This is a genomic window from Streptomyces sp. NBC_00400 (genome assembly GCF_036048035.1).
In the GTDB taxonomy this organism is placed as follows: domain Bacteria; phylum Actinomycetota; class Actinomycetes; order Streptomycetales; family Streptomycetaceae; genus Streptomyces.
This window is the reverse complement of record NZ_CP107940.1, coordinates 1204155-1222597: the sequence shown is the minus strand read 5'-3', so window position 1 is coordinate 1222597 and position 18443 is coordinate 1204155. Positions and strand designations below refer to the sequence as shown.

12 protein-coding genes, 1 tRNA gene and 1 pseudogene are annotated in these 18443 nt (G+C 70.8%); 4 read left to right on the top strand and 10 right to left on the bottom strand.

Features of this window, described 5'->3' with window-relative positions; genetic code table 11:
- Positions 1-36 precede the first annotated feature (36 nt).
- Together OHS81_RS05415 and OHS81_RS05410 are read right to left on the bottom strand one after the other, a co-directional pair.
- Entirely contained in the window at positions 37-2010 is a 1974-nt protein-coding gene (locus tag OHS81_RS05415) for an exo-alpha-sialidase (RefSeq protein ID WP_328382938.1), read from the bottom strand.
- Positions 2011-2315: 305 nt separating this feature from the next.
- On the bottom strand, positions 2316-3257 hold the full coding sequence (locus OHS81_RS05410) for a quinone oxidoreductase family protein (protein ID WP_328382936.1): 942 nt from the start codon (positions 3255-3257) through the stop codon (positions 2316-2318).
- Between the two features lie 186 nt (positions 3258-3443).
- Between OHS81_RS05410 and OHS81_RS05405 the strand changes: the two genes are divergently transcribed.
- Positions 3444-3887 (top strand): MarR family winged helix-turn-helix transcriptional regulator, encoded by a 444-nt coding sequence (locus tag OHS81_RS05405; RefSeq protein WP_328382934.1) that lies wholly within the window; start codon positions 3444-3446, stop codon positions 3885-3887.
- A gap of 74 nt (positions 3888-3961) precedes the next feature.
- Here OHS81_RS05405 and fdhD read toward each other — a convergent pair whose 3' ends face one another.
- The 5 genes and pseudogenes from fdhD to OHS81_RS05380 all read right to left on the bottom strand — a co-directional run.
- Positions 3962-4852 (bottom strand): formate dehydrogenase accessory sulfurtransferase FdhD, encoded by an 891-nt coding sequence (gene fdhD / locus OHS81_RS05400; RefSeq protein WP_328382932.1) that lies wholly within the window; start codon positions 4850-4852, stop codon positions 3962-3964.
- A 293-nt stretch (positions 4853-5145) separates the two neighbouring features.
- Positions 5146-6477: an FAD-dependent monooxygenase gene (locus tag OHS81_RS05395; protein ID WP_328382930.1), complete on the bottom strand. Its 1332-nt coding sequence runs from the start codon at positions 6475-6477 to the stop codon at positions 5146-5148.
- A gap of 470 nt (positions 6478-6947) precedes the next feature.
- Positions 6948-7508 (bottom strand): cysteine hydrolase family protein, encoded by a 561-nt coding sequence (locus OHS81_RS05390; RefSeq protein WP_328382928.1) that lies wholly within the window; start codon positions 7506-7508, stop codon positions 6948-6950.
- Between the two features lie 296 nt (positions 7509-7804).
- Complete coding sequence (locus OHS81_RS05385) at positions 7805-8935, bottom strand: RICIN domain-containing protein (protein ID WP_328382926.1); 1131 nt, start codon at positions 8933-8935, stop codon at positions 7805-7807.
- A 313-nt stretch (positions 8936-9248) separates the two neighbouring features.
- A pseudogene (locus OHS81_RS05380) lies at positions 9249-9526 on the bottom strand (IS982 family transposase); the annotation flags it as partial.
- A 272-nt stretch (positions 9527-9798) separates the two neighbouring features.
- On the opposite strand from OHS81_RS05380, the gene OHS81_RS05375 reads away from it, so the two are divergent.
- Together OHS81_RS05375 and OHS81_RS05370 are read left to right on the top strand one after the other, a co-directional pair.
- Positions 9799-10167, top strand: coding sequence for a chorismate mutase (locus OHS81_RS05375; protein ID WP_328382924.1), 369 nt, complete (start codon positions 9799-9801; stop codon positions 10165-10167).
- A 366-nt stretch (positions 10168-10533) separates the two neighbouring features.
- Entirely contained in the window at positions 10534-12129 is a 1596-nt protein-coding gene (locus OHS81_RS05370; protein WP_328382922.1) for an aldehyde dehydrogenase family protein, read from the top strand.
- 104 nt (positions 12130-12233) lie between these two features.
- On the opposite strand, the gene OHS81_RS05365 is transcribed toward OHS81_RS05370, so the two are convergent.
- Positions 12234-13547 carry a DUF2254 domain-containing protein gene (locus OHS81_RS05365; protein ID WP_328390924.1) on the bottom strand — a complete coding sequence of 438 codons (1314 nt, stop codon included), beginning with the start codon at positions 13545-13547 and terminating at the stop codon, positions 12234-12236.
- Positions 13548-13673: 126 nt separating this feature from the next.
- Between OHS81_RS05365 and OHS81_RS05360 the strand changes: the two genes are divergently transcribed.
- Positions 13674-13758: transfer RNA gene (locus tag OHS81_RS05360), tRNA-Leu, on the top strand.
- A 312-nt stretch (positions 13759-14070) separates the two neighbouring features.
- Here OHS81_RS05360 and OHS81_RS05355 read toward each other — a convergent pair.
- Positions 14071-17157: a lantibiotic dehydratase gene (locus tag OHS81_RS05355; RefSeq protein WP_328382920.1), complete on the bottom strand. Its 3087-nt coding sequence runs from the start codon at positions 17155-17157 to the stop codon at positions 14071-14073.
- The gene (locus tag OHS81_RS05350) at positions 17154-18401 is read right to left on the bottom strand and encodes a lanthionine synthetase C family protein (protein WP_328390922.1); all 1248 of its coding nucleotides are present in this window, start codon (positions 18399-18401) and stop codon (positions 17154-17156) included. Before OHS81_RS05350 ends, OHS81_RS05355 begins: the two co-directional genes overlap by 4 nt.
- Positions 18402-18443: the final 42 nt, after the last annotated feature.

Below are 18443 nucleotides of genomic sequence, written 5' to 3'. Positions count from 1 at the left end.
GCGAGGGCTTGCGGCAGGCCGGGGCGGCGCGCCGGCTCAGCTCTTCGCACCCCCGCGCACCCGGTCCAGCGACAGCCCCAGGACCAGCGGACCGCCCACCGGGGCGTTGGCACTGCGTACGCGGGACAGTTCGGCGTCGGTCAGGGCCCGCCGGTAGACACGTACCTCGTCCAGTGCGCCGGTGAACTGGGCGCGGCCATCGGGCCGCTGGCCCAGGTGTACGCCGAAGACCGAGCCGCGGCTGACCGACCCCGGGACATCGGGGACGACGGTGGTCTCCCCGCCGTCCACGGTGAGCAGCAGCCGGCCACCCGTGCGGCGCAGCGCCAGATGGTGCCAGTTCCCGTCGTTGTACGCGTCGTGGGTCACGGCCTGGACGGTGGCGGCCGGTGCGGGGCCGTCGACGGCGGTGACCCGGGCGGTGATCCGGTCGTGACCGGGGTCGCCCTCCACCGTGACCTGCGGGGACTTGCTGCCCACCCCGCCCATCCACAACAGCGGCTGTTCGCCGGTGGTGGCGTCATAGCGGAGCCACAGGCTGCAGGTGAAGTCGTGGGTGCCGAGCGGGAGGGAGCCGCGGTAGGGGAGGCGTACCGCATCGTCGGCGCCGTCGAAGGACAGCGCCTGACCGAAGCGGCCGCCGGTGGTCCGGGCGCCGCCCAGGACGAAGGCCGGCCGGGCGCCCGGGGCGGTGTCGCCCGTCGTGGGGTCCGGGCCGCGGCGCGGACCGAGCCAGTCCTCGGTGAAGCGGGCGAAGCGGATCTCGTCCCGGGCGTCGACCGTGCCGCCCTCGTACAGCAGGCCGGTGACGTCGTCGGAGACGGCGACCAGGTCCGAATAGCCGGACCAGTCGGTGGTCACCCGGGCGCCCCGGTCCACGCTCTCCCAGGTGCGGCCCTCGTCCCAGGAGGAGCGGATGGTCATGGTCCGGCGCCGGTCGGGGTCGGCGGGCGCCGCGAACAGGGTGCGGCTGCGTTCGGCGCGCGGGTGCGGCAGCCGGAGCGCCGAGCCCTGCACCATCGGGGTGTAGAGGTCCGGGAGGGCGCGGAACGGGGCGGTGAAGGAGTTGCCGCCGTCACGGCTGACCGCCGCGGTGCGGTGGCCCGGATCGGTGCCGTCCTGTTCCCGCCCGTTGACGTAGACCGAGCCGTCGGAGCGTTCCAGGAGCGCCATCTCCGAGGGCTTTTGACGGAATGTGCCGTCTGCGGCGACCGGCCAGGTGTCCAGCGCGCCGACCTTCCAGGTGGCGCCGTCGTCGTCGCTGTGGACCAGGGCGGCGTGGTTGGCGGTGACCCGGTTGTCCGCGTAGCTCTCGGAGTTGATGCCGAACACCAGCCGGCCCGCGTGCCGTCCGCGGGTGAGCTGGATGCCGTGCAGGGGCCCGGTGGCGTACCACGAATTCCACTGCGGGGGACGGACGGCGGCGGTCAGGTCCCGGGGCGTGGACCAGGTGGCGCCGTCGTCGTCGCTGTATTGGAGGTGCGGAGTGCGGTCGCAGGGGACTTCGCAGCTGAGGCCGTCGGTGCGGCCCTTGTTGTAGGTCTCGGCGAGCACGATCCGGCCGGTGCGGCGGTCCACGATGGGCGCCGGGTTGCCGTGGGTGTCGCCGTTGCCGCGGTTGATGACTTGGAGTGGGCCCCAGGTCCGGCCGCCGTCGGTGGAGCGCCTGAGGACGAGGTCGATATCGCCCGCGTCACCGCAGTCGTGCCGCCGGCCCTCGGCGAACGCGAGGAGGGTGCCGCGCACGGACTTCACGACGGCCGGTATACGGAAGCAGAAGTAGCCCTGTTCCTGGGACGCTTTGAAGAGGATCTGCTGCTCGAAGCCGCCGGCGGGGGAGGGCACCGCGGCGTCGGCACGGACGCTGCCTGGTGCTCCGTCAGGCCTGGCGTGCGCGGGGGCGGTCGGCAGGAGGGCGAGGGCGGTGGCGGTCAGCGCGGTGAGCAGCGCCACGGCACGGCGCCGGGGTCTGCAGCGGGGGATGGGGTGTGCGCGGAGAACTGACGTCATGGTCCGGCCTGCCCTTCGAGGCATCGGCGTCGGGTCATCAGGACATCCCACGTCCTATGTGTATCGCGACGGAAGCTACTGCCGCGTGCGGACCGCGACAAGGAGCATGCGCGGGTTCTCCGCGCCGCGGCCGTAATTCACTCTCCTGATTCACTCCCCCGGCCCGCAGGTGCTGTGCCGGGTGTGCCGGGTGCGCCCGGTGCGGTCCGAGCGCCTGGTGCGATACAAGGGCCGGGTGCGGTCCGGGAGCCGGGAACGCCGCGTGTGCCCGGTGTTCCACAGGTGCCGCCCCCGCCCGCCGCGCCTCACGGCCGCAGCACCACCTTCCCGAGGTTGGCCCTGGCCTCGATGATCTCGTGTGCCTTCGCGGCATCCTCCAGGGGCAGTTCGGCATGGACCGCGGCCCGCAGCTTGCCGGATCCGGCGAGCTCCCACAGCCGCGCCCGGTGCTGCTCGTACAGCTCCCGGTGGACGGTGGAGAAGCGACGCATCGTCAGTCCCGTGATGGTCTTGGCACCCGCCAGCAGCTCGTGCGCCGGGACCGTCCCGCCACCGGAGTTGAAGAAGATCAGCCGGCCCCCGGGCGCCAGCGCGGCCAGTGCGCGCGGCAGCAGCTCGCCGCCGACGCCGTCCAGGACGATGTCGGCCGGCTCGCCCCAGGACTCCTGGTCGTAGACCACCACCTCATCGGCCCCCAGCCCGTACAGGAACTCCGCCTTGGTGGGCGAGCCGATCGCGGCCACCACCCGTGGCACCCCCTGGAGCTTGGCCAGTTGGACGGCGAGGTGCCCGGTGCCGCTCGCCGCGCCGGTGATCAGCACGGATTCGGCGCCCTGCGGTGCCGCGGTGCTGAGCGCGGCGAGCGCGACCTGGCCGCTGCGCACCAGCGCCACCGCCTGTACGGCGTCGGCGTCGTCCGGTATCCGGCTCGCCAGGAAGGCGGGCGCGAGGGCGAGTTCGGTGTACGAGCCGGTGAGGGTGAGCGAGGTGACGCGGTCGCCGGGGGCGAAGCCGGTGACGTCCGGGCCGACGGCGACGACCGAACCGGCGATCTCACCGCCGGGCGTGGCGGGCAGGGGGTCGCCGCCGCCCTTGCCGTCCCCGCGCACCCGTCGTACGCACGGCAGCGTGACTCCGATCGCTTCCGTGCGCACCAGCAGGTCACCGGGACCGGGCACCGGCGCCTCGGCCTCCTCGATCCGCAGGACCTCGGGGCCGCCGTAGGCATGGAATCGGACACGGCGCATGGGCGGGTACCTCCGGGATCGTTGATCGGCGCGCGGCGGCAGACGGGTAGCCGGACAGCTGCCCGGTCGCCGGACGGCAGGTACCCCCGCCGGTTTTCATTGGGTACCCCAACGATAGCGCAATCATTGGAGTTGCCAATGGTTTTTCGTTGGGTCTGCCAAGGGAACGCTCGGTACGGTGACCCCATGGCCGACACCCCCTACGCCCCCCGCCACATCCGCGCGCTCCCCAGCTGGCTGCTGGGCCGCGCCGCCGCCCGCGGCCACCGCCTCGTCGCCGATGCCCTGGCCGGCGAAGGCATGCGGATGATGCACCACGCCGTCCTGTCGGCGGTCGAGGAACTCGGCACGGTCTCGCAGGCAGAGCTCGGCCGGACGCTGCATATCGACCCCAAGGACATGGTCGCGATCGTCAACGAGCTGCAGCGGGACGGGCTGGTGACCCGCAGCCCCGATCCCCGGGACCGGCGCAAGAACGCCATCGAGATCTCCGCCGACGGCCGGCGGCGGCTGCGGCGCACCCGGCAGCTCGGTGACGAGGCCAACGCGGAGCTGACCGGGGATCTGACCCCGGCCGAACGCGAACAGTTGGTCGCCCTGCTGACCCGGATCGCGCTGCCGGGGGAGTGAGCCACGAGGCCGGGTAGGGCGGGGCGCCCCGCCGATCGGTTCGCCTGCCCGGCCGGGCGGACGGGCCCGCGCCCTCAGTCCGTAGGCGTGACGGCCCCCGCGGGCAGGGCGATGCGGTGCTCACCCGCGTAGACGTTCATGGAAGAGCCGCGCAGAAACCCGACCAGGGTCAGCCCGGTCTCGGCGGCCAGGTCGACGGCGAGCGAGGAGGGCGCCGAGACCGCGGCCAGCACCGGAATGCCCGCCATCACGGCCTTCTGCGCCAGCTCGAACGACGCCCGGCCGGAGACCATCAGCACACTCGACGACAGCGGCAGCTGCCCCTGCTGCAGCGCCCGCCCCACGATCTTGTCGACGGCGTTGTGCCGCCCCACGTCCTCCCGGATGTCGAGCAGCTCACCGTCCGTCGTGAACAGCGCCGCGGCGTGCAGGCCTCCGGTCCGCTCGAACACCCGCTGAGCGGCCCGCAGCCGGTCGGGGAGGGCGGCGAGGGTCGCCGGGTCGATACGGATCGGATCGATACGGATCGGGTCGGCATCGTCCGGGGCAGCGGGGGAGGAGGCCAGGGGCCAGCGGGTGGTGGTGCGCACCGCGTCCAGGCTGGCCTTGCCGCACAGCCCGCACGACGACGTCGTATAGACGTTGCGCTCCAGGGTGATCTCCGGGACCGGGACCCCGTCCGCGAGCCGGACGTCCACGACGTTGTAGGTGTTCTCCCCGTCCGCCGTAGCCCCCGCGCAGTAGACGATGTTCGCCAGCTCGTCGGCGCTCGCCAGCACGCCTTCGCTGACGAGGAATCCGGCGGCGAGCGCGAAGTCGTCGCCCGGTGTGCGCATCGTGATCGCCAGCGGTTTGCCACCGAGCCGTATCTCCAGCGGTTCCTCGGCGACGAGGGTGTCCGGGCGGGTGCTCACGGCACCGTCGCGGATGCGGATGACGCGGCGTCGCTCGGTGACCCGTCCCATGTCTGATCAGTCCTGTCCTCACCGGGCCGGAGCGGCCCCGGTGGTGTCTGTATGGAGAGCCGAAGCGGCCCTTGGCGCTGCTTGGTGCCGCTCGGCGCTGCTCGGTGCTGTGCGGTGCTGCTCGGTGCAGTGGTTGCCGCCGTGGTCACCGGAGCCGTGCGCGGTGAAGTGACCTCGACGGTCCCATTCTCCTGCACGGGAGTGCGGGGCGGCGGCCGGCATCGCACCACGCACCACCGGCTCGGCCGGCCGGCCGGTCGGCGGTCGTGGTGCGTGGTGCCCGGACGGGAGCGTCAGCTCTTCAGCTCACGCCCGCCGAATGCGCCCGCGCCGTCGGCCGCGGCCCAGGCGGCCTCCAGACCGGCCTGGTCCATGGTCCGCCAGTCCGGGGTGTCCTGGACCAGGGTCCGCCCCAGCCGGCGCCCCAGCTCGACCATCGACCTGCCGGTCGCGCCGCGCTCGGTCCCGTATGCCGCGAGCGCGTCGGGCCGTTCCGGTAGGGCGCGCAGCGCGGTCTCCAGGGCGGCGGCGTCCTGCAGCGCCTTGACCGCACCGGCGCCGGTGTGCGGGCGGGCGACGGTGGCCGCATCGCCCGCGAGCAGCAGCCGGCCGGCGGTGTAGCGCGCCGCGGTGAAGTCGTACATCGGCTGGATGAACACCTCTTGACGTGGCGTCAGGCGCATCAGCCCGCCCCAGTAAGGCGGCAGCAACTCGTCCGTGACGTAGGCGAAATGGGCGTACAGGGCGTCGGTGAGGGTGCCGGGCGGCAGGCTGGTGGGGGTGTCGAGCCCCAGGTCGAGGCCGGTGGGCGGGGCGGTGTACAGGACCCAGTTCGCGCGCTGGCCCCCCTGCCCGTCCGGGATGCGGTAGATGATGACATGGCCGCCTCGGAAGACTCCGTAGATGCAGTCCTCCTCCGCCCAGGGGTCGGCCGGCAGGCCGGGGAAGCCGAGCTCCGTCAGCCGGTCGGCCGGGACCGCGCCACGCCAGGCGAGGTAGCCGGCATAGTCGGGCCGCACGCCGGGGAACGCGGCCTCGCGGACCACCGAACGGTAGCCGTCCGCGCCGATGATCAGGTCGAAGCGCTCCGTACGGCGGCCGCTGCCGTCGGCGCCCCACCGCTCGCCGCTGCCCGCACCGCCCTCGCCTGCTCCGCCCTCGCCTGCTCCGCCTTCTTCACCGCCGCCGAGATGGACCCCGACCCCGTCCGCCGCGTCGCTGACCGCGTCCACCCGGACCCCCGGCCGGAAGACGGTGTCCTCCGGCAGCCGCCGCCGTAACTCCTGCCAGAGCGGCCCCCAGCAGTACGAGCGGAACGGGAAGGGCAGCGCGCCGATCTGACGGCCGAGCGGCTCGGCGCCGTCGCGTACGTACCAGCGACGGGTGGCCAGCTGCACCCATGGCATGGCGGTGTCCAGATACCCGGCGGCGGCGAGCTCGGCATACCGGGCGTTGTGCACCGCGAGGCCGACACCGCGGTCCGCGAGGCGGCCGGCGGTGCGTTCGTACACGGTGACCCGCCCGGCACCGGCCCGGTGCGCAGCCAGTGCCGTGGCGCAACCGGCGATGCTGCCGCCCACGACGGCGACGTCGGCCCCGGCGATCCTGATGCGGTCCCTGCTCATACGTGGATACCCCCTGCGTTGTCCGGCGCCGATGGTCGGTCGGCTGCCTGGTGTGACCGGCCACATCTTCGCAGCGCGCGTCCGGCCCGGCGCACCCAAACCGCTCCCTGCACCGCACCGAAACTGCTCCCTGCACCGCCCAGGCGCCGCCCCTGCACTGCCCCGGTACCGCCCCTGCACCGCCACCCGCCCGTCCCCTCCCTCTGAAGCCCCCTGAAGCCTCCTGAAGTCTCCTGAAAGAGGGGTGGCCGGGCGGTGACCTGGGTATGTGCCTGAGTCGGGACCCTGGCAGCGCCGAGGGCCCGGGGCCGGCCGAGCGCCGCGACCCATGAAGAGCGGCCCGGTGGCGGGTTCTGTGGGGGATCCCGCCACCGGGCGTCCGCTGACGCGGGGGACCGCTCGGTCAGCGCTTCGGCAAACGGAGCCCCCTCGCTCGGCAGGCCTCTTACGAGGTGAGGGCTTCGCGCCAGTTACGAGGTGAGGGCTTCGCACCAGTCCTCGACGGTGACGACATCGGCCCACTGCGGGAACAGTTTCCCGGTGAGGACCCGGTGCACCTCGGGGTCGATGTCGAGGCAGGCATCCGCCAGGACGGTGAGGCCGAAGTCCAAGTCGTTGGCTTGGCACAGGGTGTGCAGCACCACACCGCTGGTGGCGATGCCGGTGAGAACAAGGCTGTCGATACCGCGAGCCCTGAGCACCAGGTCGAGGTCGCTGCCCGAGAACGCGCTCCCCCGCCTCTTGGTGACCACGATCTCGCCGTCCCGGGGCGTGACGTCGGGGTGGATCTCGGTGCCGGGGCTGCCCTCGGTGAACAGGCCGTCCCGCACGGCGGAGGAGAGCACCTTGTTCCGCGTGCTGACGTCCGGTTGACCCGGGCGCAACCCGACGGCCACGTAGATCACGGGGATGCCCGCCGCCCGGGCACCGTCGATCCCCTTGCACAGGCGCGGCAGATATCCGGAGCCGTCGTCCACGAGATCCACGATGTCCCGTTGGACATCCATCACGAGGAGGGCGCTGTTCGGCATGCTTGCGGTCCTTTCTGCACGGGGAACACGTGGGACGGGAGCAAGTCTGGGGGAGGCGGCCGCTTGTTGACCTTGCCCCTGGGAGAAACCACAGCATCAGTGGGCGGGCTGACGTGTCCGGTTCCCCGGGCCCGTCAGTCACGCAGGCGGCGATCAAGGTCACGAAGTTGTCGGTCGGCACGAGTGCTGGTGTCCTCGTAATGGCTGGGTTCCGGGTGCGGATCCCGAGGGCGGCTCAGGCGAAAAGCCAGGTCAGACCTCCGCCTGACCTGGCTTTTCTCTTGGGGCGGACGGTGCTACGCGCGTCCGGGGTCGCGGTCCTTGCAGACCTGCAGAGCGCTGTCAGAACTGCAACCGATCAAGTCGCTGTTCTTGGAGTCGGTCCCCTCCTTGGCCGGGACGGTGGCGGTGCCGGCGCCGGTCCACGAATTCCCCAGGTCGTTGGTGATCGTCCAGGTGCCGGTCACCTTCTTCGTCAGCTGGGCCCGCAGGAACCAGCCGTACTGATTGGGCTTGACGTGGATGGTGGCGGATCCGCCCTGCGTGTTGTCCGTTCGCCAGCTGTTCGACCAGTTGCCCTGGATCGCGACGTCGATCTTCCCCTGCACGGGCCCGTCCTTCGGACCGAAGGACACACCTGCCGTGGTGGTGACGGATCCGCCCGCGGTGTAGGTGTAGCCAGTGGTCTGGCTCCAGTTCACCTGCTTGTCCATGATTTCGCTCGTGCCGTTCACTATCCGCCCGCCGTCGGCCGTCACGTTCTGGAAGTCGCCGAGGGTCGCTGTGGTGCTGTTATCCACCTTGTAGTCGGCCATCGGAATGACGCTCGACTTGTCGTCGAACTGCTTCAGGGCATACACGGTGGCCAGCGTGCGCAGCTGCGCATCCTCGTTTCCGGCGGCGAGGGCCCAATTCTGCGTCGCGTCGCCGCGGCTGCAGTCACGGGCTCCGACGATGGAGGCGGTGCCCATGCTGTGGAGGGGCTTCATGCATTTGTTGTCGCCGACATGGCGGATCAGATACGTACCCGCGTCGGCAGCTGCGTCGCTCACCGGCTGGAGGTACCACTTCTGCGCATCGGTGTCACCGCAGCCCGACTCGCTGAGGTCATCGGGGTAGGTGGCGCTGGACAGATCGAGGCACTTGCCGGAATTGCCGTTGATCAACCGGAAGGTGCCGTCGTCGCTGGGAACTATCTTGAATTTCTGCTGTGCCGAGTCGTCCTTGTTCCAGAGGTCATAGGTCGTCCCACCGGCGTACTCGTTGCCCCAGCGGAGTGCGAGGGAGCCGTTCTGCGCCGACGTGGATATGGAGACAGGGATCTCTGTGGCGGTGATTCCGGTGTCCGCGTGCGCGGCCACCGTGCTGAGCGGCGAAAGCACGATTCCCAGTGCCGCAACCGGGACCGCCAGCACCGCGGCGGTCATACGCGGCCCCGGGCTCCGGGGGGTCATCTCAACGGTCATGGTTTCTCTTCCTCATTTTCCGTAAGCCGTGCTCGTGGGGCCGGGTCAGGTGCCCCGAGCGGTATCCGCGACACGGTTTCCAGGCCGAAGGCGCCGGCCGGGCAGCAGCTCACCCCGTCCGCCTGGTCCGTCTGATCTGCCGTAATGTGATCGACAACGTAGGCGCGGGCGGCCGGAGATACATCCGTCAACTGACGGATGAAAAGCGCACTCGATTGCGGCGCCGGACCGTGATGACCGGCGGTCAGTCCTGTGACGGCGGGCCGGTCCGGGTTCATTCGGCGGTGGCGGCGGTCAGCGCCAGGACTCGCTGCAGCACGCGGATGATCACACCGTGGGGGTGGTTCGGCAGCGGTGCCGTTCGAGGCCGAGCCGGCCCTTGAAGGTCTCGTTGATCGACTCGATGACCTGCCGCAGCGGCTTGAACAGCTGTGATCCGGCCCGCTCGGCCTCGCCCTTGCGGGCCGGACGCAGCAGTTCGATGTTCAAGTCGGCCAGCTGCGACTCGAATTCGCGGCCGAAGTGGTTCTTGGAGCCGAGCAGCGTCTGGCCCGTCCAGCCTCGCTGCCGCTGACGAGATGCCACCGATGAGCGGGTTCCCCGGCCTCCTCCGTCGCGCTCTCGCAGCCGTCACGACGATCAGCGGCCTCATCTTCCACGCCCTGACGGCCACTCCGGCCGTAGCGGTTCCCCTCCGGTCCGATCCGCGAGACCGGCCCGGCCGCCGCCCACCGGCCGGGTAATGTGCACCCGATCAAGACATCAGACATCAGCAGCACGACAACGCACCAGGTACCCGACCGATCACGAATGGCGAGACGCACATGAGCGAGGGGACAGCACCGGCGGCCGGCGAAGCGGCCGCCGTCGCCGACGAGGCGGCCCGTGAACGGCTGAGCTATCTGCGCGGGAGCATCGACAACCTCGACGCCGCCCTGGTGCACCTGCTCGCCGAGCGCTTCAAGTGCACCCAGCAGGTCGGCGAGCTCAAGGCCCGGCACAGCCTGCCGCCCGCCGACCCGGCCCGCGAGGCCGCGCAGATCGAGCGGCTGCGCCGATTGGCCGAGGACGCCAAGCTCGATCCGGCATTCGCCGAGAAGTTCCTCAACTTCATCATCGGGGAGGTCGTCCGCCACCACCGGGCGATCGCCGACCGTACGCAGGAGGGGACGGGGGAGCCCGCAGCGGGCTGAGCCCGTACGCACGACCGACGAGGGTGGGCGGTGCCGCGAGGGCACCGCCCACCCTCGTCGCGTACGCCGGCCGGTCTCGCGGCACCCCGGCCCGGTGCCGGAACTGTGCGCCCACCACGCCGTGTTGGTGCCGGCCGCCGGGAGTGCCCGCGGTCCGCGGGAGGCCCGTGACGCCTGCGGGGGCCACGCGGTCGCCTCACCCCGCTGGCCCCGTCGCCCGCGCCGAGTGACACTCGCCATACCTGACGCCGGACCGTCCCGCGGTGCCACCCTGCCCACTACCGTCCAGTAACACGGTTCCTCCGGGAGCCGCCCGAGCGCCATGACCCTGCCCCTCCGGCCGTGCACCGAGAGCGGAGACATCCGATGGCCCCCACCACTGATTCCACCTCGAACCCGCAGCGGAACGAGCACCCCGCGCCCGCCCCGACGCTTCTCCTCAAGCCCGGAACGTCCTGGCAGGACGCCTGGCAGCGCAGCCTGGCCGTGGCCCCCGAAGCCTTCCGCGACGACCAGGCCCTCAACCTCTGGGCCGCCGCCTGGCATCCGGACGGCGACCCGCTGCCCGCCACCAGCCCCATCGACAACACCCCCATCGCCGGCCCGCCCCGCCTCGACGCGGACGTCGCGCTGCACGCCGTACGTGCCTGCCTCGACCAGCACCGGGCCTGGCGCCACGTCCCGTTGACCGAGCGCAAGGCCCGGATCTCCGCCACCCTCGACGCGCTGACCGAGCACCGCGAACTGCTCGCGCTGCTGCTCGTCTGGGAGATCGGCAAGCCCTGGAAGCTCGCGCAGGCCGATGTCGACCGCGCCATCGACGGCGTCCGCTGGTACGTCTGTGAGATCGACCGGATGCTCGCCGACCGCACGCCGCTGCCCGGCCCGGTCAGCAACATCGCCAGCTGGAACTACCCGATGTCGGTGCTGATCCACGCGATGCTCGTCCAGGCGCTGGCCGGCAATGCGGTGATCGCCAAGACCCCCACCGACGGCGGGCTGGTCTGCCTCACCCTCGCCTGCGCCCTGGCCGCCCGCGAGGGGGTCCCGGCCACCCTCGTCAGCGGCAGCGGCAAGGAACTCTCGCCCGCCCTCGTCCGCTCGCCGGAAATCGGCTGTGTCTCCTTCGTCGGCGGCCGGGACACCGGTGCCCGCGTCGCCACCGCCGTCGCCGACCTGGGCAAACGCCATATCCTCGAACAGGAGGGCCTCAACACCTGGGGCATCTGGAACTACACCGACTGGCAGTCCCTGACCCCCCTGGTGCGCAAGACCTTCGACTACGCCAAGCAGCGCTGCACCGCCTACCCCCGCTTCGTCGTCCAGCGCGAGGCGTTCGCCGACTTCCTCGCCGCGTACCTCCCGGCCGTACGCAGCGTCCGCTTCGGCCACCCCCTGGCCGTCGCCGACCCCGCCGACCCGCTCCCCGAACTCGACTTCGGCCCGCTGATCAACGCCGCCAAGGCCAAGGAGCTCGCCGACCTCACCACCGAGGCGATCTCCCGGGGCGCCGTTCCCCTGCACCGCGGCAGCCTCGCCGACGGCCGCTTCCTGCCCTCCCAGGACACCTCGGCGTACTTCCCGCCCACCACCCTCCTGGCCCCGCCCTCCTCCTCCCCGCTCCACCACGCCGAGCCCTTCGGCCCCGTCGACACCCTCGTGCTCGTCGACACCGAGGCCGAACTCCTCGCCGCCATGAACGCCAGCAACGGCGCCCTGGTCGCCAGCCTCTCCTGTGACGACAAGGACACCTACGACCGTCTCGCCCCGCAGATCCGGGCCTTCAAGGTCGGCCACGGCAAGCCCCGATCCCGCGGCGACCGCGACGAGCTCTTCGGCGGCTTCGGCAACTCCTGGAGCGGCGCCTTCGTCGGCGGCGAACTCCTGGTCCGCGCGGTGACCGAGGGCCCGGCCTCCGAGCGGCTGCCGGGCAATTTCCCCGACTACCACCTGATGCCGTAGCCGTACGGCGGTAAGGACGCGCCGCCGCACGGCCGCAACGCCGTAAGGCCGCAGGACCCACCGGCCTCACTGGCCTCACTGGCCTCACCGGACAACACACCTAGCTAGCCGATCCCCTGCCGGTCGGGGTGCAGGGCGAACCGCCGGTCCGCGGCGGTCGGCACCGCACGCTCCACCGCCTGCAACAGGAGCGTGCGGTGCCGCAGCAGCGGCGCCTGCCGTTCCTCCGGCGCCAGCAGCAGGAGATCACCGATGCCCGCCACGATCCGACGGGTCACCTGCGGACTGTGCACCGCGGCCACCCGGACCTCGGTCAGCCCCAGGTCCACCAGATCCGCCCAGCCGGGAACGTTCTGCACCAGCCGCACCGCCCCTCGGCGATCCCTGTGGTGCACCGCCCCGAGCGGCCGCCGCACCACCGCCGCCAGGATCTGCACGATCCGGTCGAGGCACTGCACGGTCGTGGTCGGATCGTTCACCGCCGGCGACAGCGCCCGCAGCGCGATGTCCGACAGCTGCCGCAGCCCGAGCCCGAGATCCTGGTGAAAGGTGCGCTCCACCCCTACGGACACCGTGTACCGCAGCGCCCGCCGCGGCGGCGGCGCTCCGCCGTGCACCGCCAGCACCGGCGTCCCCGGCATCACGAAGTCACCGATCCGAGGGATCAGCCGCAGGACGACCCCCTGTCGCCGCGCCACCCGCACCAGCCGCGCCACATGCACATCCCGGACGACCCCGGCCCGCCCCTCATGCGCGATCCGCCCCGTCTCGGGCGCGAGAAGAGCCCCGTCCTCCCCGCCTTCCCCACCCGTGCCCTGCCGCGCCAGCATCCGCAGCGCTTCCCGGGTGATCCGGTCGACCACCGGCCCCACCTGCATCAACCGCAAGGTGGCCGACACATAGGCGATGAACAGGAGCAGGCTGAGCCCCACCAGCACCATCGTCAGCAGGCTCTGCACCACAGGCACCGAAGTGACCTGCCGGACATCGGTCTCGCTCTCGTACGAGGTGAGCACCAGCAGCGAGAAGAGGAAAGTCGCCAGGAAGACCGTGAGGGTGATCTTGGTGATCCGGCTCCGGATGAAGATGCGCACCACCCGCGGTGTGAGCTGACCGCTCGCCATCTGCACCGCGACCAGGGAGATGCTGAACACCACCCCGATGAAGGTCATCATCGCCGCACTGATCGTGGTCACGATCGTCTTGGTGTCCTCGGCGATCGAGGCCAGCTCCCGGACCGCCCCGTACGCGTGCGCGCCCTGCAGCAACTCGATGATCTTGAGGTCGAGCGCCGACGCCCCCCACCACAGCAGCACCGCGCCCACCAGCCCCGCGGTGGGCGCGAACCAGAACGTGTCCCGCAGATGCTCCCGCAGCGGCGAGAGCGCCCGTGGCCTGCGGGGACCACTGGTATGCACGACATGTCCCTCATTGCCCATAAATCGAGGTTATGTGGCAGGCGGATACGCAGGTGAAAGGCACTCCGAAACCTTGGTATTGTTGTCCATGTCGCCGCGGGGAACGCCCCGCGAAGATCACACCTAGTCCGGGTGGCGGAATGGCAGACGCGCTAGCTTGAGGTGCTAGTGCCCTTTATCGGGCGTGGGGGTTCAAGTCCCCCCTCGGACACGCAATTACGCACATGTCAGCGGGTTGTGACCGTACGGTCACAACCCGCTGATCTGCGTGGTACTCCAGTTCAAGACCGATATCGGCGTAGAGCGGGGCTTTGTCTTCCGGGTCGGCGGCTTGGAGCCGGTCGGCCATGTTCCCGAGGGTCTTGATCATGTGGTGGATCTGTTCCTCGGTGAGGATGTCCCGCTGAGAAGAGCATGGCCACCTCCGGGGCACCCAGCCGCCCCGGAACGGATCACGCGCCACACTTCCTGCGATCACCTACCGCGTACACCCCTCGCTATGGGGCGATGGCGATGGTTCCCGCTAAAGGGGGGCTCGGACCAATCCGGCCCGTGTGCGTCGCAGCAGCTCCAGCGCTATCGATTCGCCCGAAGTGTCCGTGCCGAGAAGGCGGTTCGCGTGCAGGTGCACGTAGCTGCGGCACAGTTCGTCGCTGGAGCACCAAAGGGCCTGGTCACGGTGGAGTGAGTCGATCAGGTCGATGGCCGGCGCGAGTGCTGGGCGCCGTGCGCTGAGCAGGCGGGACACTTCGCCTTCGAGTGGAAGGGCTCCGCCCAGGGCCGGGCGCAGGGCTCGCTGGCGCTTTCGGTACTCGGAACCCCCGACGCGCGGGGGCGGCGGGCTGCCGTAGGAGAAGGCTGCTCTGTCCTTGGGGGACAGGCCCAGACAGGCGAGCAGGTCGTCAATGCTGAGCACGGCCAGCTCCAGAAGGTCGACGTCCAGCCGGCCTTCGGTGCTCGCTCGCAGCATGTCGGCGACGCTCGGGCTGTCAGCCATGAACAGGGCCTCCGCAGCCGCCATTCCTTCCTCGCCTCCGTACCGCTCGACCTCACGCTCGTACGTGTCGAACGAAAACCTCGTACAGAATCCGTCGGCCCGCAGCCTGGCAGCCCAGGCACACACGTGCTCCATCAACGGTCCGATGAGCGTGGACGAGTCTCCGTGGAATCGGAGGCGTACGTGGCGCTCGGGGTCCGCGTAACGCAAGAAGAACCAGCCGTCCGAGAGGCCGGACCGGGTGGCGTACTCTCCGAAATCGCGCATGGGGCCGGCGATCAGGTCGTCCTCGTGCCGGGGATCGCAGTAGAGCTTCAGATACAGCCAGTCGCTGCCCGGTGGGCGCAGCCTCGCCTCTGGCGCGACCGTATGCACGACGGCGGGCGGGCTGCTGCCGCCCCGTTCACCGCCCCGTCGGGTGAGAGGTGCGACGACCTCGCACATGTGGCCACCGCCCTCCCCCGGCAACCAGGCGTGCTCCGGTCCAGGCAGGGCTTCCTGCAGCAGACCGGACTGTCCGGCCGGAACCGTCTTGAGTTCCTCCCGGAGCAGCTCGACATCCTGCGCGTCGTCGAGGTCCAGAAGGAGACGGTTGTCGCTGACGGCCAGGTAAACGTGGCGGGGCACGTCCCAGCTACTCCGCCACACCGACAGTGCCGCCGGGAAGCGGTCGCCGGAGCCGGGGCGGAGGTCGCCCACGGGGTCGAGCCGCCACTGGGCGAGTGCGAGAACAGTCCGGCCCCTGCGCACCCGGGGCAGGAACGCGAGGCCCGCTGCCGGCCCCCAAGAGAACGGGGTGAACTGGCAGTGGCCGTCATGAGCGGCTTCGAGCAGGAACCTGGCGGTAGCGGGTGCCCTCGTGGTGTTGAGCATGTGGCCCTGAACCCCGATGACCTCGACTCCGCCTGTGGGCCAGCTGATCACGAAGCGGCCGGATCTGAGACCGACGACAAGTTCGCGAACGGGTATGACGTCCTGTGCCGGCACGCCGGGCCAGGTATCGATGAGGACCTCTTGGGCTCGGATCGCGGGCCTCAGCGAGACATTCGCGGACCGTGGCGGGTCGGGTGCGTAGACCACCTCGGCGACCAGCGCATCCTGTTCGTATTCCTGCTCGTTACGTGCCAGTTCCGCCAGCGCGTTGTAGGCGGGTGCACCGAGGAGCCCGGCGAACCGCCCGAGGTTGCGTCCAGCGGCCGGTGCGCCGAGATTGGGTCCGACAACGAGCTGGAAATCTCCTCTGTCGATGGCTGCCGGGGATGTGGCTGCGAGGAGGAACGACAGGTCGAGTGAGGGCGGAACGTTCTCTGCGACAGGATCCGACGTGGCCAGCTGGGCGATGGTCTCGTCGCTGAGCTCCACTACCATGCGGCGTTCGCGGTTCGCCTCCAGAGCGATGTCGAGCAGAAGCTGGTCACGCCGGCGGTGACTGGCGGTTCCTTCGCCGCGTGCACCATACGCAGAGGGTGCCCCGAGGCCCGTCGAGGGATCGAGGAGCTCCAGCAGAGGAACCCGATGGTGAGACCCATACCGGGTCTCGAAGGTCCGACGGTAGGCCTCCAGGTGCGGCATTCCCTCAGGGAAGGCGCTCAGGCGTAGGAGCAGCTCTGCGGCCGAGGCCGCTTCGGCGGCCACCGAGCTGTGGAGAGCGGTGGCCCGGAGTGAGAGCGCCGTGTCGGTCTGCAGGAGCTTCGCTGTGCTCGCCGGGCCTGGGTGCAGATCACTCATGTGGTGGAGCAGAGCAGGCAAGCGCTCCGCCCTCCGGCCGAGAGGGAGCTGGTCCCATCGGTGGAACTCATGGGCCAGTCGGGCCATCTCCCGGGCCTTGGCGTGAGCGCGGGGAGACGAAGTCGTCTCAAGGCACGCGCGCAGGCGCGTCACCGGGTCGCCACCGGTCAGCGCCGGGTGAAGCTCCGAGATCAGGAAGCCCTGCGCCCGCAGGTTGTCTACCAGTCGTCCGGCCTTGTCGGGGGTGGCTCCGGATACGTCCTGGACGGCCGCTTCCAAGTGGGACCGAGTGGTGGGCCCCCGTGCCCTCGTGAGCACGCGGCGCACGGCCACGGTGGCTCGGACGGAGGTCCCCGCCCCCGCGCCGGCGGTGAGGATGGCACGACCGCCCTGCAAGAGGATCGCGGGGCTGGCCATGAGCCGGAAGTGATGACTGATATCCGGATCGCTGTCGAGCTGTTCCGTCAGGTCGTGCAGCCACCCCATGTCGGCCCGTGTGTGCGTGCGTGATGCGGACGGGGTGAGCGCGAGGTCCGTGGCCGGAGCCCACTGCACCAGGCCGACCCCGGCGAACAGGCCGAAGGGTGTCGGCCTGGTGCTCATTCTGATCAGGTACCGCCTGAGCTTGCGGATCAGTCGGGGCGCCGACCGGTCCCGCGGACCTGTCCGTTCGAGTGCCGCTACCAGATCGGGGCTCGCCACCCACATCGCGAGGCTCAGCAACGCATCGCGTGGCGTCAGGGAGACGTCGGACTCGGCTGCGAGGGGCGCCTGGCGTGCGTCCGCAGGGAGCAGCGGGGCCCGCAGCAGGGCCCATCCGAGCGGCTCGTAAAGCGGAGGGCGGTCGCCGTGCTGTCCCGCGTGCGCGGGATGAGGTCCGGTCATGACAGCAGGAACATCCGGTCCCAGCCCGGCTCCACCCCAGTGGCAGCGGCAAGGAGGGCCATGGCGACACCGGACGCACCGTCGAGCAACCCCGCCCGGTCCACCGCGACATCCTCCGCCTCCAAAGAGGCGTAGCCGAACGGCCGATCGGGCTCATAGGCGGCCAGGAGCTGATCGACAAGGTCGGTCGAAGCGTCCGCGAAGCAGTCCAATGCGGTGTCGTGGGCGAACCGAAGAACGATGTGGAGCAGCCCGGCAACCCCATGGCAGAACGTGGGCGACTTGATGTACCGCAGTTCGACCGGGCGTCGTAGGACGCTCGTCATCCCCTTGACCGCCATGCGGCGAAGGCCCTCGTCGTCCAGGACTTCGCCGGCGAGCCACAGGGAGCGAGCCACCCCCGGACTGCCGTAGCACCAAGCGCCTCGGGTTGCGGCCGGCTCCGTCTGAGGCGCCGGCCGGCCCGCTGGTGTCAGCGGCACGGCGTCGGGCCATCCCACTCCCCATGCGTCGTCGACACCATGCGACACCAGCCAGTGGGCGAGGGTGCTCACCGCCTCGGCCTGCCCGGGGACTTCGTAGCCTGCGCGCAGTGCGAGAGACAGGAGGGCCAGCGGCCCGGGTATGCCGTGCGCCAGTCCGCAGTTGAGGTTTCCCGACGGATAGCGCCGACGCATCGACGCAGATGTCAGACACTCGGGCGGGGTGGCCCAACGTGGCATCCCGTCCGTCGGCTCCGCAAGGCGGACCAGGGCCGCGAGGATTCCCGGAAGCACTCCATGCGGATCGTGCCCCAGCAGGCATGCCGCCACCCCGCTCGCCCCGGACACGAGATCGAATGCACTCACCGGAAGACCGGGCGGGCCCGTCCCCAGCCCCGCCACGGCCGCCGATGCCTGTGGTGCGAGCATCTCGTCGACAGCAGTGAGCAGCCGCTGATAGCGGTTGCCGTCCCGGCTCAGTGCTTCCAGTGCGAACGCGAAACCGCTGAGTCCAGAGAAGAGGCCGGGATGCATCGGCCCGCTCGACTCCACGGAGGTCACCCCCTCGGCGAGGAAACCGTGGGCGATCGCATCCCACCCCTCGCCTGGGAGGCACTGGTCGGCATAGGAGCACATCACGGCGGCCCCAGAATTCCCTTCGGCAAGTCCATAGGGGTTCCAGTTGACGGAATCCGGGTATCGCGTCTGCCGGCGGGCGAGTGGGAGGCACTGCCTGAGGCGTGCCCGGTCGGCGGTGCGCACGGCCACGTCGCGTGCGACGAACAGCGTCGCGCTCCGTCGGCT